Origin of the sequence: Flavobacterium magnum (genome assembly GCF_003055625.1) — a bacterium.
GTDB lineage: Bacteria > Bacteroidota > Bacteroidia > Flavobacteriales > Flavobacteriaceae > Flavobacterium > Flavobacterium magnum.
Window position 1 is genome coordinate 1,769,748 of record NZ_CP028811.1, and the last position, 21,382, is coordinate 1,791,129.

At 52.3% G+C, this 21,382-nt stretch carries 6 protein-coding genes; all 6 read left to right on the forward strand.

The window, feature by feature from the left end:
- Window positions 1-91: 91 nt before the first annotated feature.
- The 6 genes from HYN48_RS07245 (at window position 92) to HYN48_RS07275 (ending at window position 21,251) form a co-directional block, all read left to right on the forward strand.
- Window positions 92-883, forward strand: a complete 792-nt coding sequence (locus tag HYN48_RS07245) for a hypothetical protein (RefSeq protein WP_108370472.1) — start codon at window positions 92-94, stop codon at window positions 881-883.
- 88 nt (window positions 884-971) lie between these two features.
- On the forward strand, window positions 972-6,296 hold the full coding sequence (locus tag HYN48_RS07250; RefSeq protein ID WP_108370473.1) for a DUF7379 domain-containing protein: 5,325 nt from the start codon (window positions 972-974) through the stop codon (window positions 6,294-6,296).
- Between the two features lie 2 nt (window positions 6,297-6,298).
- Window positions 6,299-7,570, forward strand: a complete 1,272-nt coding sequence (locus HYN48_RS07255; RefSeq protein WP_108370474.1) for a hypothetical protein — start codon at window positions 6,299-6,301, stop codon at window positions 7,568-7,570.
- Between the two features lie 243 nt (window positions 7,571-7,813).
- Window positions 7,814-18,721, forward strand: coding sequence for an RCC1 domain-containing protein (locus HYN48_RS07260; protein ID WP_108370475.1), 10,908 nt, complete (start codon window positions 7,814-7,816; stop codon window positions 18,719-18,721).
- Window positions 18,722-19,048: 327 nt separating this feature from the next.
- Window positions 19,049-19,870: a KPN_02809 family neutral zinc metallopeptidase gene (gene ypfJ, locus HYN48_RS07270; protein WP_108370477.1), complete on the forward strand. Its 822-nt coding sequence runs from the start codon at window positions 19,049-19,051 to the stop codon at window positions 19,868-19,870.
- A gap of 262 nt (window positions 19,871-20,132) precedes the next feature.
- A complete protein-coding gene (locus HYN48_RS07275) occupies window positions 20,133-21,251 on the forward strand; it encodes a vWA domain-containing protein (protein ID WP_108370478.1) in 1,119 nt (372 codons plus the stop codon).
- Window positions 21,252-21,382 lie beyond the last annotated feature (131 nt).

Genomic DNA, 21,382 nt, shown 5'->3' on the forward strand with positions numbered 1-21,382 from the left:
TCATCAGATACGGGGCTTAAAAAATACCCCCTAATGGGTATTTTCTCTTAATAATCAATGCATTACATTTATCGTCTAAAACCAAAACAACATGACGCCACAACAAAAAACCTTGTACGAGACCAGGTTTAATACCTGTAATCTAAATCCCGCAAAAGTCAATGAGATTGACACGGCAGTCACGAAAATCGCTTCGAACAAGGCGCGTTACCAGGCAGTAGCCACCCCATTGGGTATTCCATGGTATGTCATTGGCGTGCTGCACAATATGGAGGCCGGGCTCAATTTCAACTGCCATCTTCATAACGGTGATCCGCTTACTGCGCGTACAGTACACGTGCCTAAGGGGCAGCCCGCTAAAGGAAACCCGCCGTTTACATGGGAATACAGTGCTGCCGATGCGCTGACCGGCAACGGCCTTAACGCATGGAAGGACTGGAGCCTCGGCGGAATGTTGTATCGGATCGAATGTTACAACGGACTCGGATACTTCAGGAAAAACCTGCCGTCGCCGTACCTTTGGAGTTACACAGACCAATATGTCAAGGGAAAATTTGCCGCTGACGGCCAATACGACCCCAACCTGGTTTCAAAACAATGCGGTGCAGCCGCTTTGTTGAAAAGAATGGTCGACAACAAGGTCATTTCTATCGCTGTGTCTGCGCCTGCCGTTACTTCCGTTAAGGACCAGATTATCGCGGCCGGGAATAAGGTCATATATTATACCGGCTTCGCTTCTGCGGAAGCGAAAGTATTACAGGACTTGTTAAACCAGAACGGCAGCGCACTTACTGCGGATGGCAAGGCGGGCAAAAATACCTCCGATGCCTGGTACAAATGGAGCGGCCTGTACCTGAAAGGCGATCCCAGAAGGACATCCTGAAACAACAACATGAAGATTTCATTGACCAGAGGAACGGACCGGTCGGAAACCCGTGCCTGTTTATCTTAAATCCTAAATACACCATATTATGGCTGAAATAATTTACAGTTTTCCCGCTACAAGGGAACAGCAGGACAAAGCCGACGGGCAAAAACGGCCGGAAGCCACATACCGTATCGAAATCCACAGCAGGGGCGGAGAGCCTACGGAAATCCACAGTATCAACACGGCAGACAAGGACAAATATTACCAGTTCGTGTATGATGACAATACTTCCTGGATGGCCGATGGCGATACCCTGCAGGAGCTTTTCGGTGAAGTCCCCCAGACACGCGGCGGCAAAATCGAAACCAGCCTTCCGCTGGAACTGGCAAGCGGCGCACAGCGGGGTGTAGTAGGTAGCATTGTACTCAAGCTAATCCATGTGTTTGCAAAACCTGCCGGCGATAAACTCGTCGGCGACATCGCGACCAGACTCGAAAACAAACAGCTGTCTGCTACGCGGGAAGGCCTTCATATCGTCAAGAGGGATTTTACGTTGCAGTATTATGCCACTGATAAAAAAGCCATTGCCGACGACAAGCCCATTCTGCTGTTTGTTCACGGTACCAATTCGAATACCGAAGGCGCCTTCGGCGGGCTGGCCCAAAACAGGGTGTTCGACGAAATGTATAACTTGTATTCCGGAAACGTGCTTGCATACCAGCATAGGACCCTTACGGCCAGTCCGTTACAGAATACGGTGGACCTCGTCAAAGCGCTGCCTGATAAATGCACACTGCACCTGATTACGCATTCCAGGGGCGGACTCATCGGTGATTTGTTGTCAAAGTATGCCGCCGGGAAGTTCTTTGGCGAGCAGGAATTGGCGCTGTTCAAAAAAGAAGGCCGAAAGCAGGACCTGAAAAGCATTGCCGAGCTGGAGTCCCTGTTCAGGGATAAGCGCATCAGCGTTGAAAAATTCGTCCGTGTCGCATCGCCTTCTGCAGGAACGTTGCTTGCCTCGGACCGTATGGACCATATCCTCAATGTATTTTTCAACATTGCCGGCACGACCAGCGTATTTGCCGATGTGCTCCACGACCTGATCAGCGCGGTACTGAAGGAAAAAAGCAACATCAACGTGCTGCCTGGGCTCGAGGCCATGCATCCCCAGTCAATTTTCATCAAAGCGCTGAACGCAAGAAGTCCCGGCTCAGAAATTGACGGCAGTTCGCTGATAGTGATTTCGGGAAATGGCAGGCTCAGCCTCAGTTTCCGCGGGTTATTGGTCATTTTGGGCAAACTGTTCTACAGGCAGCGGAGCGACCTTGTCGTCAATACCGATTCTATGTACCTTGGGGTATGCCGCAGCGGTTCCATACAGTATTTCTTCGACGAAGGTACCAATGTGGACCACATCCATTATTTCAACAACCAAAGAACACTACAGGCACTGCTTAACGCCCTGAAGACCGCGCCGGGCAATACTGTCAACGGATACAAGCGTGTACCGCAACTGGAAATCCCGGCCTCTGACAGGGGCGTCCTGGGTATAGACGGCGGTGAGCTGCATCCTGCGACGACACCACCATCGGGTAAACGTCCGGTGGTGCTGCTGTTGCCGGGCATAATGGGTTCCAATATTTACGACGAAAAAAGCCGTATGTGGCTGAATTACTGGGGCATCCTGAAAGGCGACCTGAGCCACATGACTGATCTTGACGGGAAGGACATCCGGGCACGCTCAATCATTAAAAGTTCCTACAACAAATTATACCTGCAATTGTCAAAGCAATACGACGTGGTGATTTTCCCGTTTGACTGGCGCAAGCCGATGAAGGACGCTGCGGCAGAGCTGAATAAGAAAATCACCGAGCTGCTCAAACTCAGCGTACAGATTAAGATTATCGGCCACTCAATGGGCGGGGTGCTTGTCCGCGACTTTATCGTGTATCACAGGGAGACCTGGGAAATCCTGAACCGCCGCAGTGGTTTCAGGTTATTGTTCCTGGGTTCCCCGCTTAATGGGTCGCACCGCATCCCCGCCGTATTGTTCGGGATGGACGGGATTATCAACAAACTCAGCTTTCTGGACATGAAGCATTCCAAAAAGGAACTGGTCTCGTTCTTCACCTCGTTGCCGGGTATCTTAAGCCTGTTACCCTTTTCCAAAGGTGAAGGCATGGATTATGCCGACATCGAATTGTGGAAAAAAATGCGCAGCGGAATGAATGACGATGCGTGGCCACTGCCCCCCGTCGGGGCCGGTACCAAAGAGCGATTAAAGGAATTTGCCGCCTACCGCGATGAGGTGCTCAGCGCCAGCTCAGGGATAGATTACACCAACATGGTTTATATCGCGGGACAGGATAAGGCAACCCCTTGCGGATTCTCGATTACGGGCGGAAGACTGGTGTTTAATTACACAAGGGAAGGCGACCAGAGCGTGACCTGGGCTACCGGAATCCCGGCCAAAATGATTGAGCTTGAACAGGTGTACTATGTAGATGTAACCCACGGCGACCTGGCCAACGACGACAAGATCTTTTCAGGTATCGAAGAGATCCTGTCGCGCGGAAGTACAAACAGGCTTTCCAAAAAACGGCCCGTTTTCCGCGATACGCAAAAGACATTTACTATTAATGAGCATACCGATTTCGATCTTTCCGAAACTGGTCTCGAGCGTTCCATTATGGGGACGACCGCGGTTACCGAAGCCGTCGTGAGCCGCAATCCGTTAATTGTTTCAGTAAGCCATGGCGATCTGGCCTATGCGTCTTTTCCGGTATTGGCGGGCCATTTTAACGGCGACGCCATCCTGCAGGCGGAGAAAGCCATTGACCACAACTTAAATTCCATGTTGCAGTACAAGCACCGCATGGGCGGCTATCCCGGGCCAATCGGAACCTATGAAGTGATTTACAAACGGGATCCTTTTTTTGAAGGCGCGATCATCGTCGGCCTCGGCGAACCCGAAAAACTGACCGCGTACATGCTTTCCAAAAGCGTCGCGATAGGTGCGGCCAATTACCTGATCGGGATGCCTTCCGGCAATACGGGCTATAAGACGGTCGGCATTTCCGCGCTGCTGATCGGTACAGGTTATGGAAATCTCAGTATCGAGAATTCCATCAAGGCAGTGATCGAAGGGGTGAACAACGCCAACAGCACGGTGGCGGCACTCGATTGCGGCTATCCGCAGATCACCAACATTGAATTCATCGAGCAATGCGAAACCAACACCATCAGTGCATTGTTCGCGCTGAAGAATATCGAATGCTGCGATAACGAAACCTATAATATCAAGATGGAGACTGCGCGGATCCGCAAACTGTTCGGCTGCCGCAAGACGCTTCCGGTACAGAATTCGGAAGAATGGTGGAACCGCCTGGCCATCCGTACTGAACCCATTTACCGAAACGGCAAAAATCCGGCCACCGATGAAGGCGGTACATATCAGGGCAAGAAGCTCATTTTTAGTGCGAGCACCGGCGATGCACGCGACGAGGTAAGCGAACTCCATTCGAATACCGCCATTACCGATTCATTCCTGAAAGAGATTTCAGTGGGCGGACAGTGGTCCGATGCGGTCGCCAAATCGCTTTTTGAATTGCTGATCCCGAATGCGTTCAAGAACCAGTTGAAGCGCAAAGGCCACATCACCTGGATATTGGACAAGGACAGCGCTTCGTATCCCTGGGAATTGCTCCAGGACAGCTCTGTCAAAGCACGGCCACTGTGTATCGATGCCGGCATGATCAGACAATTGTCTACCCGCGACTTTACCCCGAAAATTGAAGGCATCATCAGCGAGAAGGCGTTGATCATCGCAGATCCGGAACTCGGCGGATTCCTGCCCCAACTCGAGCAGGCCCGCGAAGAAGGTGAGGTGGTAAAAAGGCAGATGGACATGAAAGGGTGGGCAAACCTGTCGCTGATAGGCAGCGACTATTCAGATATCGTGAAAGTGCTTTATACCGATTCATATAAGATCGTCCACATTGCGGGACACGGCATTTATGATCCGGAAAATACGTTCAGTTCAGGAATTGTACTGGGCAACAACATCTTCCTCACACCCGCCGATATACAACAGTTGCCCGTCGTACCTGAATTGGTGTTCGTGAATTGCTGCCATTTGGGAGCAGTCAGCAGTGTTGATGACAAATTCGTACGCGACCGGTACCGATTGGCAGCCAACATCGGAACCGAATTGATTGAGATGGGGGTGCGTGCCGTCGTCGTGGCAGGATGGCAGGTCGCCGATGACGCGGCTCGGGAATTTGCAGAAATCTTTTATGAAAACCTTTTCGCCGGGGAAACTTTTGGGGTTGCGGTCAGGAAAGCCCGATCACGCATTTATGATCCTAAAAAACCTAACGACAATACCTGGGGCGCTTACCAATGTTATGGTGACCCGTATTATAAGCTTTCGAACCGTACCGCCGATCCGATAAAAAACAAAAATTACATCATTGAAGAGCAGGTATATATCGATCTTTTCAACCTGCTGAACCAACTCGATGTGCGATACACCAAAAAGCAAAAGGTACTTGACAAGCTCGCCAGGATTACTGCCGACAGGAAGCGTGCCGGCCTGAGCAGCGCCAGGATTGATGAAACCGAGGCGATGATTTACTACGAATTGGCCATGTATGACGCGGCTGATATGAAATTCAGGGAACTGAAAGGATGGGATGACGCGGCTTTCTCCGTCAATGCGCTGCACAAGTTCTTCAGCAACTGCACGTATAAGGCATTCAAGGAATATTTGGACGATAACGCAAACCGCGCTTCCGCAGAAAAACAAATCCGCGACGTCTTGAAGCACCTTCAAAACCTGCAGGACATTAATGCCACTGCCGAACGGCACGCATTGATGGGCAGCGCATACAAAAGGCTGGCTTATATGGAAGGGACGCTTTCAAAAAAGCGCAGCTTGATTGAGCACGCCATCATCAGTTACCGCGATGCGTACCAAAAAAGCAAGCGGATCTATCCGTTAAATACCTTGCTGATTTATGATGTGATACTGCATTTCGGAAAAGAAAAGCGAACTAAAAAGCCGGACAGTCGTGAGCTCGAGGACTACATTGCCATACTTAAGGACACTGCCGCACAACCCCTCCAGTCGGCGTTGGATATGGATTATTGGGATAACACCGACCCTACCGGAATGATGCTGGCGCTGTTGTTCCTCGATGCGGAAAACGCGGCACAGGACGGGCCCTGGGATCGGCTCTTTGAGATGGGCAGTGAGCTGCGCCGCCGTTTCGGTTCGGTAGGGAAGAAGCAGGCTGAGTTGTACAATTTTGAGCTGATGATCAACGCTTTGGACATGTACGACAGCAGTGTGACGAATTCGCACCTGGAACGGCTCCGCATCAAGGTTAGCGAACTTCTGGAACGTTTTAAAATGCAACATGACTGACAATGGCACTGAGGGAACCAAACAGTAAACGGCAGTCGCTTCGCGCGGAACTCGAGTCGCTTAGCCCCCAAGCGCTGAAAAAAAGGAAGGAAATCAACGATGTGCTCAATTCAGAGGATGGCGATTTAAGTCCGCTGGAGAAGGCCATAAAGAAGCGGGTTGTCCCACTCATATTGCCATTCCTGACCATTGCCATCACCGCAATCATCTTTTTCTTCAATTACATGGAAGGGCAGCGCAGTAAGGCTACGGATCGCTACAAGAGCGAACTCGATCTTGTGAAAATGGTGTGGGCCGATATGAAAAACAAGGATACCGGAAGGATTGTCGACAAATCCGTGACGCTGCTGGCTGAAATGTATTCTGCCAACCAAAGTTACTACCAGCGTGACGGCGAACTCATCGGCATTACGGAAAACCAACGTCCCATACAGGTGTACGCCAACACCTGTCCGAAACTCAAGGACGCCCTGAACCAAAAGCGTAATTATATTGGCATCAACAACGAGGCGCGCAAACTCAAGGCAGCAACGTCGACGACAGCACTCACCGATCCGATGGCAGCCGGAACAAACAAAGACGGCGTCAACAGCGGGGGATCGGTTACAGAACTCAAACCCAAAGAAATGGTTGATGGTGTGGCCAGTCTGGCGCCGGACAAACTTAAGGTCTACATCCAATTCAGCAGCCTCGATTATAGAAACCTGGTGGATGAACTGTCGCGTCAGTTGGGAGACGAATTTGTGGTGCCGGGCAATGATTATGTGGCCAACACTTCGGGTTATGGCAACGAAATCAGGTACTACAGTAAGAAAAGCGAACCGGAAGCGATTTCGCTACACCAGAAAGTGCGGCAAATTACGGGATTGGATTTTCAGCTGCGGAACATCAATCGACCGGACATCGCACATACGATCGAAGTATGGTATGACAATAAACCCAAGCCTGTACCCTCAGGCCCTGTTGAAACCACCGTCCGAAAGTCGGACACTGAAGGGTATTCGATCGAATATTCGGGGCAGCATTTAGTCGCAAAGGGATTCATGAATGTCATCACGCCCAAATTGACTGTGTATTTCCAAAAATATAAAACAGACAAGGCAACCTTGCGGGTTAACGGCAAGTTGTGGGTATTTTCACTGGACAAAAACCAATACGTCGATGTGGATGGAAAACGCGTCTGGATCATGGTTGCCGGTTTTGGAAAGAACGACACCGCGCGCGATATATTGACGTATAATATAACGGTGGGCAGCGGGAAGCAATCAAGGTGAATCTTTTGAAGGGCTGAAAGACAACCTGTTGACGGTTTTTTTTTAATGTCGACCGGCAGAAAGAAGATTTGGTATTGGCACGCATTGCACTTTAACGGAGGAGTTAAGCTAATCGCGACCCTTTTTTGTTAAAAAAGGGCAACTTAACAGATTGTTAAGATTATTAGCCTGATTGTTCGGAAATTATTTTATTTTTGGTGGCTTTTGCACAAAAAGCACTAATTCAAAGACAAAATAATTTATATGAAGTCAAAAATTACCCAGTTTCTTCTCTTCGCCTTTTTATCTTTTAACTTTACTGTTTCCGCCCAATGCTGGCAAAGCGTATCTACAGGAAACGGCCACACCGGAGCCATAAAACCCGATGGGAGTTTGTGGACATTCGGATTCAATGCCAAAGGTCAGCTTGGTATAAACGAAACAAGCGACTACAGGACGCCACAAAGGGTTTCAGGCGGATGGAAAGCAGTTTCCATGTCAGGAAACGCCTCACTCGGATTAAAAACCAACGGCAACATCTGTTACTGGGGCGATATCAATGGAACGACATACCTTACGCCACAAACAATAGGCAGCGCAACCGATTGGAAAAGCATTTCCAATGGTGCCACGCATTTTGCAGCCATTAAGAACGACGGGACATTGTGGCTCTGGGGAATCAATACTTCAGGACAACTTGGCGACGGTACTACTACGGCCAGTGTCAATCCTAAGAAACTCGGGACTGCTACAAACTGGAAGATGGTGCAGTGCGGATCGTCATTTACCACCGCTTTAAAAACCGATGGCACACTTTGGGCCTGGGGAAGCAACTCTATAGGAGGATTCGGAAACGGCACTACCACAAACTCAAGCGTTCCTGTGCAGATTGGTACAGCGACAGACTGGGCCAGTATCTCGAGGATTGCCGAAACGACGCTTGCCATCAAAACCGACGGAACTTTGTGGGCCTGGGGAAGGAACAGTTTCGGACAGGTGGGTGACGGGACTTTTGTAACCAGGACAACCCCTGTGCAAATAGGTACTTCGACATGGAAATCCGTTTGTGCCGGAGGAATCAACAGTTTCGCATTAAAAACAGACGGCACCTTATGGGCATGGGGTAACGGCGGCGACGGACAATTGGGAAATAATGCATTCGGGGACGTCTATTCACCGGTCCAGATCGGCACCGGCAACGATTGGACCGCTTTGACTTCAAGCAATACACATACGCTAGGCCTCAAGGCTGACGGATCATTATATGGTTGGGGCTCTAACTATAGCGGGGAAATCGCTATCACTCCGGGCGGATTTGAAGTGTATGTCCCTACAACGGTATATTGTATGCCGGGATGCACGCTGTCCACCCAACACAGCCCCGTGTCAACGTTTATACCCGCATTGACCGGAGCGCCTGAGCCGATATTTACTGATGCAGCCGGTATATATTCAAGGTTTCAATTCGAAAACAGCCAGCAATATATTTTCACCTCAAGTATCCCGACCGATTATATTACTTTATCAGAAAGTGTGAATGGTGTCGATGTCTATGCAACCGGGCCATCACCTTTCACCTGGTCACCGGGGACTTTCACCACGACCAACAACCGCATAAGGGTGGCAGTACACAGCGGCAGCGCCTGTGGGACGGATACAACGCAAAGGACCTTGAGCGTTACGGCAACCTGCGGTAAGCCGAAAAACCTGACATCAGTCGCGGGTGCAAATACTGCGACCTTAAACTGGGAGCTGCAGGGCTATGAGCCGGCAAGCTGGGATATTTATTTTTCACGTACCAATGCGGCGCCTACGGCAACGACAATTGGTACTACGGTAACCGTAGCCGGAAACCTCCGGACATATCCTATAGCGCAGCTCAATGGCCAGACCACGTACTATTACTGGATAAAATCCACCTGCGGCGCCAACAAGAGCGCCTGGATTTCGGGAGGAAGCTTTACAACCCTCGGGACGCAATATTGCACGAGCGGTTCACAGGCTCCAACGACCAATTTCACTCCATCCTGCACCGGTGGACAGGAAACCATCAATACCAATGCATGGGATGGCGAATATGCAACAGTCAATGTAATAGCCAACAAACTCTATACATTTAAAACTTCGGCCGCTGATTACGTTACGATTGTAAGCACTGACGGATCGTTTGTATACGCTGCCGGGCAAAATCCTGTCAGCTGGCAGTCCCCTTTCTCAGGGACGATCCGTTATTTCATTTATGCGGGGGCTTCATGCGGTACCGGCAACGTAAACAGGACCAGGTACATCATTTGTGAAAACCCTTGTGGAAACGCAACCGACGTTACAGCATCAAATGTAACGTTTAACAGCGTGTCTCTTTCGTGGACGGCTCCGGCAACCGCTCCGGCACAGGGATATCAGTATTATTACAGTACGGCAAATACTGCGCCTACCGCTGCGACAGTGCCGTCCGGAAGTACCGCTGCGGGTGCGGTTACGGCCAATGTGTCAAACCTTGTTTCCGGAACAACTTACTTTTACTGGGTACGGACAAAGTGTTCAGCAACGTCATTAGGTGCCTGGATTCCAGGAGGCAGTTTTACCACTCCCGAGCCCTGTGCCCGACCGACTGCATTGACTATTACCGACATCACGCCGAGTTCCGCGACATTGTCATGGACAGCGGCATCGACGCCCCCTGCGGCAGGATATGAAATTTATTACTCAACTTCCATCATTGGGCCGCCAACGATCAATGCGGTTACAAGTGGATTGTCGGTGAGTATTACAGGCCTGGCCGAAAACACAACCTATTATTATTGGGTGCGCAGCAACTGCGGTACGATGCAGGGCTCGTGGATCGGCGGAAGCTTTACGACCTTACGCAGGTTACTTTGCAACAGTTCGCCATACTTCCTATACCCGCAGGCTACTTTTACACCGGCATGTTCAGGCAGTGACGAAGTGATTGCTGCCGATAGTTTTGCCGGGCAATATTCAAATGTCAGCATATCAGCGAACACGCGTTACACCTTCAGAAGCTCAGTCGCCACGGACTATATCACCGTGACCAACGCTGAGGGCACCGCGATTTACGCCTCAGGATTTTCACCGGTGACGTGGCTTTCGGATATGAATTTCGGTGTAGCACGTTATTATCTGCATACCAATACGAGCTGTGGCGCGCAAAATGTAGCCAGGACCAAATCGATTACGTGCAGTCCGCAACAAATCCTTCCGGACAGCTCCGGGCTGTGCTGGAAGAGTGTAACCGCCGGTTATTCGACGAGTGCGTCCATCAGGCCTGATGGCACTTTGTGGACCTGGGGTAATGGAGGTACCGGTTCATTAGGTACCGGTAATGGTGCGTATCTCGGAAATCCTACCATGGTGGGTACTGCGGCCTGGTCGATGGTAAGTATGGGTTCAGATTCTTTAAGTGACAATTATACGACAGGAATCCAAAGCGATGGCACCCTTTGGGCTTGGGGCGGAAATTTCAGTGGACAGTTAGGCACCGGTGGCTCCGTTTCTGATTATACTTATGCACCCACTCAGGTAGGTAGCGAAGCCAACTGGAAATGGGTCAATTCAGGAAAAACACATACGGCCGCAATCAAGACGAATGGAACCCTATGGGCCTGGGGGCTTAATACCTATGGTCAGGTCGGCGATGGATCTACAACGACCCGTGTAACTCCGGTTCAGGTGGGCACTGCGGCCGATTGGAAAACTGTGGTCTGTGGCGCCGATTTTACGACAGCAATCAAAACAAATGGTACGTTGTGGGCGTGGGGAAGAAACCTTAACGGCGTCTTCGGAAACGGCACTACGACCAATTCAGCAGTCCCGGTGCAAATCGGTACGGCAACCGACTGGAAAAGCATTTCCCGTGCCGGATCCACTACGCTTGCCTTAAAAACAGATGGTACCTTATGGGCATGGGGCATCAACGATAAAGGTCAGGTGGGTAACGGAACTACCGCTACACAAATCACTCCTGTCCAGATTGGTACCGCGACATGGCAATCCATTTCAGCAGGCATCAAACACAGCCTTGCCATCAGCACTGATGGTACATTGTGGGCGTGGGGAGACAATAGCTACGGACAACTTGGCGACAACACCATTGTGAACAAATCCATTCCGACGCAGGTCGGGGTAAACAACAACTGGACTTCTATCGGTACCGGATTTACGCACTCGATGGCAACGACCTCTGATGCGTCCCTGTACTCCTGGGGTGAAAATGCTTATGGTCAGCTTGGACTAAATAATCCGGGCAACACAAACCGTGTGCCGGCTTATGTGACTTGTGTCAGCGGATGTACGAAAGCATCCAATGGCCTGTACCCGACTGCTACTTTTACACCCGCATACACTAACGCTGCGGAAGCGATTTCAACCTTCTGCAAGACCGGAGAGTATTCGAATGTAAATATCCTTGCCAACCGTTCTTATATATTTACATCAAGCGTGGCCACCGATTACATTACCATTACAGATGCGTCGGGCAACCAGATCTACGCCAGCGGTTTTACGCCATTTACCTGGTACTCCGCAGATAAAACGGGTGTTGTACGATATTATCTCCATACCAACACCCTTTGTTATAGCGATTTTACAACTAGAACCAGAAGTATTACCACGGTTGACCCGACCGTAAGCTGCAGTGCGGTAGCAAACCTGACATCAAGCCTTCCGGCCAATAATGCAGTGAAAGTGAACTGGACAGTGGTAAGCGGCAATCCTGCCGGATTTGAGATTTGTTTTTCATTGACAAACACGCCACCGACCGAAACATCCAATTATTTCACGGTACCTGGCAACCTCAGGAACTACACCAAAACCGATTTGGCAGGGAATACACTGTATTATTATTGGATACGGTCTAATTGCGGCACATCGAAAAGTGTATGGACAGCAGGAGGCAGCTTTACAACTTTGGGAACAACTGATTGTCTCTCGGGCACTATAAATTCACCAGGGGAATTTACGCCGGCATACAGCGGAACAACCGAATTTGTAAGCGGTTTATCTTCTTCGGGATTCACCACCGGAAAATATGTTAATGTCTATGTGCTTCCCAATAAGGTTCTTACGTTTTCTTCTTCTTCAAGTCGCGTAATTACCATCACCAGTCCGGACAAGGTCACGGTTTACGCACGTGGGATTGGGTCTTTGACATGGAAATCTGAAAATGTCACCGGAATAGTGCGTGTATACCTCCATGAAGATTCCACATGCAGTACGGTACAGAACAGTGCATCCTTGTATCTCACTGCCGAAGCGGCCTGTTTGGCTGTTCCGGCAAATGTTACGGTGTCTAATTTTGTTGCCAATACCGCTACCTTATCATGGACCGATCCTGCAAATGAAGGCAGTTATGATTATGTGTACAGTACCTCACCCGTCGCACCTGGATATGCTTATTCCTCGTCTTTCCGATACAGCAGTGGTAATCCGGTGGTGCTTGAGCCGCTGTTGCCTTCAACGACTTACTACTATTGGGTGCGTTCGCGTTGTGGTTCTTACGCTTTCAGTGACTGGGCCGCGGGCAGCTTTACCACGCAGGCGGTGTTTCTTTGCACCAACGGTCCTCTGTCTGCTGCAGTCCCTAACTTTACACCTGCCTGCACCGGCAGTCAGGAATTGCTATCAGGAAGTACCAGTGCCGCTATCTACAATAATATAAATGTAATCCCTTATAAGCAATACACTTTTTCCACGTCAAGAGCCACCGACTATATCACAATAACCAATGCAGACGGCACGGCACTCATTGCCAGAGGCACTGCGTCGGTTACGTGGATTTCAGGCATGACAGGCGTGGTGCGTTTTTATGTACATGCGAATGCCGCTTGTGGCGAAGATGGCCTCTCCAGGTCGAAATACGTGCGCTGCAGCAATCCCCCATGTGATGCACCGCCAACCACTGTTGCGACAAACATCACGGCAAATGCCGCCACGATAGAGGTAACGGCCCCGGCAACCCCGTCGACTTACGGGTATGAATATTACCTGTCCACGAGTCCGAACACACCGTCGTCATCGGTAACCGTTTCCGGCACCATCCCTGCTGGAAGCCTTTCAAAGGAAATTACCGGTTTGAACAGGGGTACCAATTATTACTATTGGGTACGCACCGTATGCTATCCGGGGGTGACCAGCAACTGGAATAGCGGCAGCTTCATGACGCCCTGCGACGCGCCATCAGCCGTTACGGTCAGCAATGTAGGTACGACCACGGCAACAGTATCATGGACCACACCGGCATTGGCACCGACCGTAGGCTACCAGGTGTACGTTACGACCAGCACGGCGGTCCCGGGCACCATGACTATTACCAATACCACCACAAATAATTTCAGGAACTTTACAGCACTTCTCGACGGTACTACATACTATGTATGGGTTCGTTCGATATGTACCAATAGCGGCGTATGGGTCAGCGGAGGCAGTTTTACCACGCATGCTATGGGTTGCAGGTCCGGAAACATATTCCCGTCAACTACTTTTACACCTGCCTGCGATACAGGTTCCCAAATTATAGCTACCAACGCCTGGGCAGGGGAATACACCAATGTAAACGTGCTTCCTGACAGGCAATACGTTTTCGGAAGTTCTGTCAGTACCGATTTTATCACGATAACCAACCTTGATGGAGGCGTGGTCTACGCTTATGGCACCACGCCGCTGGCCTGGTCTTCGGGCGCAGGCGTTGAAAGCAATCTGATCAGGTTCTACATCCATACCAATGATTACTGCGGGACTGAGAATGTAAACCGGGTGAGGACGATTGCCTGCCAGGCGCCGGGAAGTTGTGCTGCACCGCAAGGCTTATCTGCCGGTGAGCTGAAATCGGAATCAGCGCGTATCTCATGGAATATCCCGCTGTTCCCACCGTCGAACGGATACCAGTTCTATGTGGCTACAGAGAATATCGCCCCTTCAGCGAGTTTCCCGACAACGGATAACACTGCCGGGGAAAATTCCTTCGTAGTGACCGGCCTGACGCCGTCAACAGCCTATTTCTACTGGGTGCGCTCTGTTTGCGCATCAGGCCCGGGTGCCTGGGTCGCCGGAGGTTCGTTTATGACGGCGGCACCCGGATGTACCAACGGAGGCCTGTTCCCGACAGAAACTTTTACGCCACTGCGTACGGGCGAGCCTGAAGTGATCACCAATACGGCCTTTGCGGGATCCTATTCCAATGTAACGATGTTGCTGAGCAGGGATTACACGTTCAGCAGTTCCGTGGCTACGGATTATATTACCGTTACTTCCGCTGACGGCAGCGAAATTCTCGCCTACGGTATCACGCCGGTCAACTTCCATTCCTATGTGGATGGCGGCACGGTTAGGGTGTATTTCCACACCAATTCGGCCTGTGGCACGGAAAATATCGGCAGGGTCAGAACGGTTACGGCTTACCCCGATGTCCCTTGCGATGCCCCCACGAATATCAGGACTTCTTTACTGACATCGGAAATGGGACGTATAGCATGGGATGGCACCCATTGGGCTGAAGTTTATTTCTCTACCGAAAATATCGCACCGTTGGATTCCGATCCTGTCAATGCGACAAGGCTCGCTTATGATTCGACATCGTACAGTGGACTGCTTCCGAACACGACATATTATTATTGGATCCGTTCGTATTGCGAAGTCAACTGGAGCCAATGGGTTGCCGGAAGTTTTACCACCATCCCCGCAGTGAACCCGGGATGTAACGGAGCTCCGTTTGGGCTGTGGCCTGCCGCGACTTTTACACCGGTATGCTCACAAAGCCCCGAACTTATCGCTCCGGACAGCTGGCCGGGGGAATTTTCGAACGTCGTGGTACTGGATCAAAAGAAATACACTTTCGCCAGTTCCGTTTCCACAGATTATATTACGATTACAAATGAAGATGGTAGCGTATTGCTGGCTTCCGGCGTGACGCCCGTCGTATGGCAGTCAGGAAGCTATTCCGGATTGATCCGTTATCATCTGAATACCAATGCGGCTTGTGGTGTGGAGCAAGTGTCCAGATCAAGGTATATTACCTGTCAGGTTGATTGCGTCATCACGGCATCCGAAAGCGTTACTGCCTGCGAATCGTATGACTGGCATGGTGAAAACTATCATGACAGTGGCGATTACACCTATCAAAGCACCGACGAATCGGGATGCATTCATATCGAGACGCTGCACCTCACGATCAATCGCAATACAACGACATCGCTGGATGCAACGGCCTGTGATTCCTATGTGTGGAATGGTGTAACCTATACCGAAACCGGTGATTACACTTATGAAAGCACCAATGCATCGGGCTGCATCAACACAGCCAACCTGCACCTTCAGATCAACCACAGCACCGCAACATCGGAAGAGGTCACGGCTTGTGACTCTTATGAGTGGAATGGTCAGAACTATACCGAGAGCGGGGATTATACCTACACAGGCACCAATGCCTCAGGTTGTCCGAACGTTGCAACGCTTCACCTGACAATCAACCACAGCACGGCAACGTCTGAAGAAGCGACCGCCTGCGATTCGTATGACTGGCATGGCCAACGTTACAGGGAAAGTGGCGATTACACTTTCGAAAGTATCAATGCAGCCGGATGTACCCACACCGCGACGCTGCACCTGACCATCAACCCGTCAACGACCTCTGAAGAGACGGCGACGGCATGCGACAGCTACGAGTGGAACGGCCGTGAGTATACCGAAAGCGGCGACTACACCTACGAGGGCGTGAACGCCTTTGGCTGTACGCATACCTCCACGCTGCACCTGACGGTGAACCGCAGCACCACCACCGATGAGACGGCAACAGCCTGCGGCTCCTACCTGTGGCACGGTGTGACCTACACCAACAGCGGCGATTATACCTACAGCGGCACGAATGCCACGGGCTGTACCGAGACCGGTACCCTGCACCTGACGGTGAGCCACACCGCGGCCCCGACGGCCACGGCGCAGTCGTTCTGCAGCGGCAGCATCTCGAGCCTTACGGCAGCGGGCACCGACATCAAATGGTACGCTTCCCCGACAGGAGGTACTGCCCTTGGCGCCGATACGGCCCTGGAGATGGGAACCTATTACGCCAGCCAGACCCTGGGCGGCTGCGAGAGCGACCGCACTGCGGTCAGCGTGACGGTACAGGTGGGCATGCCATCGGCAGCCTCACCTCAGACTTTCGTATGCGGGGCCAGGAGGACGAACCTCTCGGCCACGGGCACCACGCTGAGGTGGTACACCACACCTTCGGGCGGCACGGCCATGGCCTCCTCAGACCTTCTGGCCAGCGGCACCTATTACGTGACCCAGACCATCGACGGCTGCCAGAGCTCGAGAAGGGCCGTTGAGGTGATCGTCAATACGATCGCCGCACCGGTGTCAAACGACCAGACCCATTGCTATAACGCTACGGTGGCCAACCTTACGGCCAGCGGCACCGACATCAGGTGGTATGCCACCGCCGCAGGCGGTACGGCACTGTCCACGGGCACGCAGCTTACTGCGGGCACCTACTACGCCTCACAGAAGACGGGCAGCTGCGAGAGCGCCAGGACGGCAGTCCTTGTGACGCTTTCGGGCCCTGCGCTTCCCGATGCGCCACAGGCACAGGCCTACAACTGCGGATCCAGGAGGACAAGCCTGGTGGCTACGGGCACGGGCCTTAAATGGTACACGTCGCCTATGGGCGGCACCCCGATGCTCTCCTCAGCGCAGCTCGTTACGGGCCCTTATTATGTGAGCCAGACCATCGACGGCTGTGAAGGCCCGAGGAGGGAAGTATCGGTGACGATCCTGTACCCTTCGGCGCCGACCGCCTCCACGCAGTTCTTCTGCACGGCGGCTACGGTGGCAAACCTTTACGCTACGGGCAGCGGCATCAAGTGGTATGCCTCTGAGACCGACACCACGCCGTTGGCATCGACTACCCCTTTGGTTACGGCTACCTATTACGCCTCACAGACCAATTCGATGATGTGCGAGAGCGCACGCACGGCCGTAGAGGTGATCACGGGCGGCGCACCTATGCCTGAGGCGCCCTCACCGCAGACGTTCGTTTGCGGCACCAGGCGTCCAAGCCTTGCGGCTACCGGCAGCGGGCTGGCCTGGTATACGGTACCGAGCGGCGGTACGGCACTGTCCTCTACGGCGGTGCTGTCCACGGGGACTTACTATGTGAGCCAGACCGTCAGCGGCTGCGTAAGCGGGCGCAGGGCGGTATCGGTTATCATCACCAACCCGTCGGCACCGGCTGCCACGGCGCAGGTATTGTGCTCGGGGTCTACTGTGGCCAACCTGGCGGCGGCCGGCACGTCCCTGAAATGGTACACGTCCCAGGCGGGCGGCACGGCACTGGCAACGGGGACGATACTTTCAGGCGGGACCTATTACGTATCACAGTCGGTGGGCGGCTGCGAGAGCGACCGTACGACGGTCAGTGTGACCATCAACACCGTGGCGATGCCTGATGCGCCCTCGCCGCAGGTCTTCAGCTGCAACGTGAAGCGCCCTGCCCTTACGGCTACGGGAACCAACCTGTTATGGTATACGGTGGCCACAGGCGGATCGGCGCTGCCCTCGACGGCGCAGCTCGCCACAGGCACCTATTACGTCTCCCAGACCATCGACGGCTGCACGAGTGCGCGCCGCGCGGTGTCGGTGAGCGTGAATGCTACGGCGCCACCGGCGGTATCTGACCAGTCACTCTGCCAGGGCAAGCTGGTAAGCGACCTTGTGGCTACGGGCACGGCACTGAGGTGGTATGCCTCGGCGAGCGGCGGGACTTCCCTTGCGGGGTCTTCGCAGCTTACGGCGGGCACTTACTACGTATCGCAGACCCTCAACGGCTGCGAGAGCCTTCGGGCGGCGGCCAACGTGACGCTGATCTCGTGCATGGTCAGGATGCCTGAGATGGTACAGCAGGAAACGCTCTCTCAGGAGGCGGTGGCTGCAGGGTACGGCATCAGGATATTCCCGAACCCGACCTCGTCGCTACTCAACATCAGGTCGGATGGCGACTTCAGGGCCGAGCATGTGGTGATCCTGGATTCAGCCGGCAGGGTGGTCCTCGAGCAGAAGGGCACTGAGGTGATCGACGTGTCGCGCTTTGCGGCAGGGGTATACATCCTTCGGGCGACCTCGGGCGAGAGGCAATACCAGGCGAAATTCGTCAAGGAATAATCAAAAAGTATACAGATAAGGAAAACCGGGCATTGTTCCCGGTTTTTTTATGGTGTATGGCAAGGTGGATGCGGTACGGGGCGGGAATCGGGATTTGGCGGATGCGCCTGCGGGTGACGCGGCGCCGCGCCAGCGACCGCAGCAAAGTGCCATGCACTGCGGAGTGCGCGGTCACGGTACGGCGACGGAGGAAGCCGTAACGGGAGGCGCCATAAAAAAAGTAATATACATGGCTCATCGGTTGTGGTATTATAACTTTCCCACAATCGTTTACAATGGCTTTCCTGTCAGCCCGTTATTTCTTACCTTCATAAAAAATACGATCATATGAAATGGTTTGGGCACCGCGAAAGCGGAAATATGGAAGACCGCCGCGGGATGTCGGGCGGCGGAAAGGCAGTGGCCGGAGGCGGGATTCTTGCCGTCATCGCGGTAATATACAGCCTGCTTACGGGCGCAGACCCTTCACAGTTGTTACAACAGGCGAATCCCGGTACCCAACAGGAGCAAACCCGGGCACTGACGGCACAGGAGGAGGAAGTTGGCCAGTTTATGCGCGTGGTGCTCGCCGATACGGAAGACGTTTGGTCTGCGCTGTTTCAGGAGCAGGGGATGAGCTATGAGCCGCCCACGCTGGTGTTGTTTACCGAAGGCGTCAGTACCGGCTGTGGGTATGCCACGTCAGCCGCAGGACCGTTTTATTGCCCCGAAGACGAGAAAGTGTACATGGACATGGCGTTCTTTACAGAGCTGCAGTCGCGTTTTGGCGCCAAGGGAGGCGACTTTGCCATTGCCTACGTGCTGGCCCATGAGATTGGCCATCATGTGCAACACCTGCTGGGCACATCGGACAAAGTCCACGACCTGCAGCAGCAGACCGATGAAAGCGGTGCCAACAGGCTTTCTGTAGAGCTGGAATTACAGGCCGATTTCTATGCCGGCGTCTGGGCGCACCACAGCCAACGACGCAACCAATGGCTTGAGGCGGGCGATGTCGAGGAGGCGCTCAGTGCCGCCAATGCGGTAGGGGATGACGCGCTGCAGAAACGGCTGCAGGGGCATGTCGTACCGGATTCGTTTACGCATGGGACTTCCGCGCAGCGGATGGCAGCGTTTAAAAAAGGATTCGCGGGCGGGGATTGGCAGTAGTTTCGTTCCGGTGGGTGCCGGAGTGAATTGTGCGGCCATGACGCCGGTCGATACGCCCCAAAGTCAGCTTGTACGCAAGCCGTTACAGGACGGCTTCACATTAATATACTATTCAATACGTCGCGTCCGGCTTCAGTCACGCCTTCGTTGCCGGCGGCCTCCGGCACGATGGCTTTTAACCGGAATACTGCGCCGTCATTTACGAAAGAATTAACATTCGTTTGATAAAGGTTCTTAAGTTTATGAGATAATTTTATTGGCTATGGAACAGCATACTAAAAAAGGATTTTTCTTCAAGCCTTACGACGCGCCATTGCTGTCGCCTTTCGATAAACTTTTTGGTATTTTTAAAGAGCTGATCACCCATACTTCGGGTGATTTCGATGAGGCGATCGATTGGCTTCGGCAATTGGACGAGGAATATAAACTCACTGACGACGCCTATACCATTGATGACTTCATCGAAGATTTAAAGAAGAAGGGATACATCCGCGAAGTGCTTAAAGACGACGGTACCTCAGGAACCGGCATCACCGCGAAGACCGAACGCGCAATCCGTCAGCAGGCACTGGATCAGATTTTCGGCAATCTCAACAAATCGGGTAGGGGGAATCACGGCACGAAGTATTCGAGCAGCGGCGATGAGCTGACGGGGGAATTCCGGGCCTATGCCTTCGGCGATGCCTTGGACAGTATATCGGTAACCGAGAGCCTGCGCAACGCACAAATCAATAATGGCCTAGATCATTTCCAACTCACCGAAAATGACCTGGTCGTTGAGGATGCACAGTTCAAAGCCCAGATGAGTACCATCCTGATGATTGACATCAGCCACAGTATGATCCTGTATGGCGAAGACAGGATTACCCCGGCGAAGAAAGTAGCCATGGCTTTGGCAGAACTGATTACCACGCGCTATCCTAAGGATACCCTTGACATTCTGGTGTTTGGCAATGATGCGTGGCCGATTGCCATCAAGGATCTGCCTTACCTGAGGGTCGGGCCTTACCATACCAACACCGTCGCGGGTTTGCAATTGGCGATGGACATGCTGCGCCGGAAGCGCAACACCAACAAGCAGATTTTTATGATTACCGATGGCAAGCCCAGCTGTGTGCGTGAAAAAGACGGCACCTACTACATGAACAGCAATGGGCTGGACGAATACATCACCGAGCAATGCTACAATCAGGCGGCGCAGGCGCGGAAATTGCACATCCCGATCACCACTTTTATGATTGCCAGCGACCCGTACCTGCAGCAGTTCGTCAATAAATTTACCGAAGCCAACCAGGGGAAGGCGTTCTATACCGGACTCAAAGGCCTCGGGGAAATGATTTTTGCCGATTATGAGACGAACCGGAAGAAGAAAATCAATTGATTTGATAATAACTCACAACATAGCAACATAGTGCTGCCGGAACCGGTGTCCGCGGACTTATCCAGACACGCTATCCTAAATGAAATGCCACAACCATTCAAATGAGACCTGTGTTTCTGTTTGGTTAAAAA

Coding starts and splice junctions, on each gene's coding strand:
- HYN48_RS07245 (WP_108370472.1), top strand. CDS start 92: ATGACGCCACAACAAAAAACCTTGTACGAGACCAGGTTTAATACCTGT.
- HYN48_RS07250 (WP_108370473.1), top strand. CDS start 972: ATGGCTGAAATAATTTACAGTTTTCCCGCTACAAGGGAACAGCAGGAC.
- HYN48_RS07255 (WP_108370474.1), top strand. CDS start 6,299: ATGGCACTGAGGGAACCAAACAGTAAACGGCAGTCGCTTCGCGCGGAA.
- HYN48_RS07260 (WP_108370475.1), top strand. CDS start 7,814: ATGAAGTCAAAAATTACCCAGTTTCTTCTCTTCGCCTTTTTATCTTTT.
- ypfJ (WP_108370477.1), top strand. CDS start 19,049: ATGAAATGGTTTGGGCACCGCGAAAGCGGAAATATGGAAGACCGCCGC.
- HYN48_RS07275 (WP_108370478.1), top strand. CDS start 20,133: ATGGAACAGCATACTAAAAAAGGATTTTTCTTCAAGCCTTACGACGCG.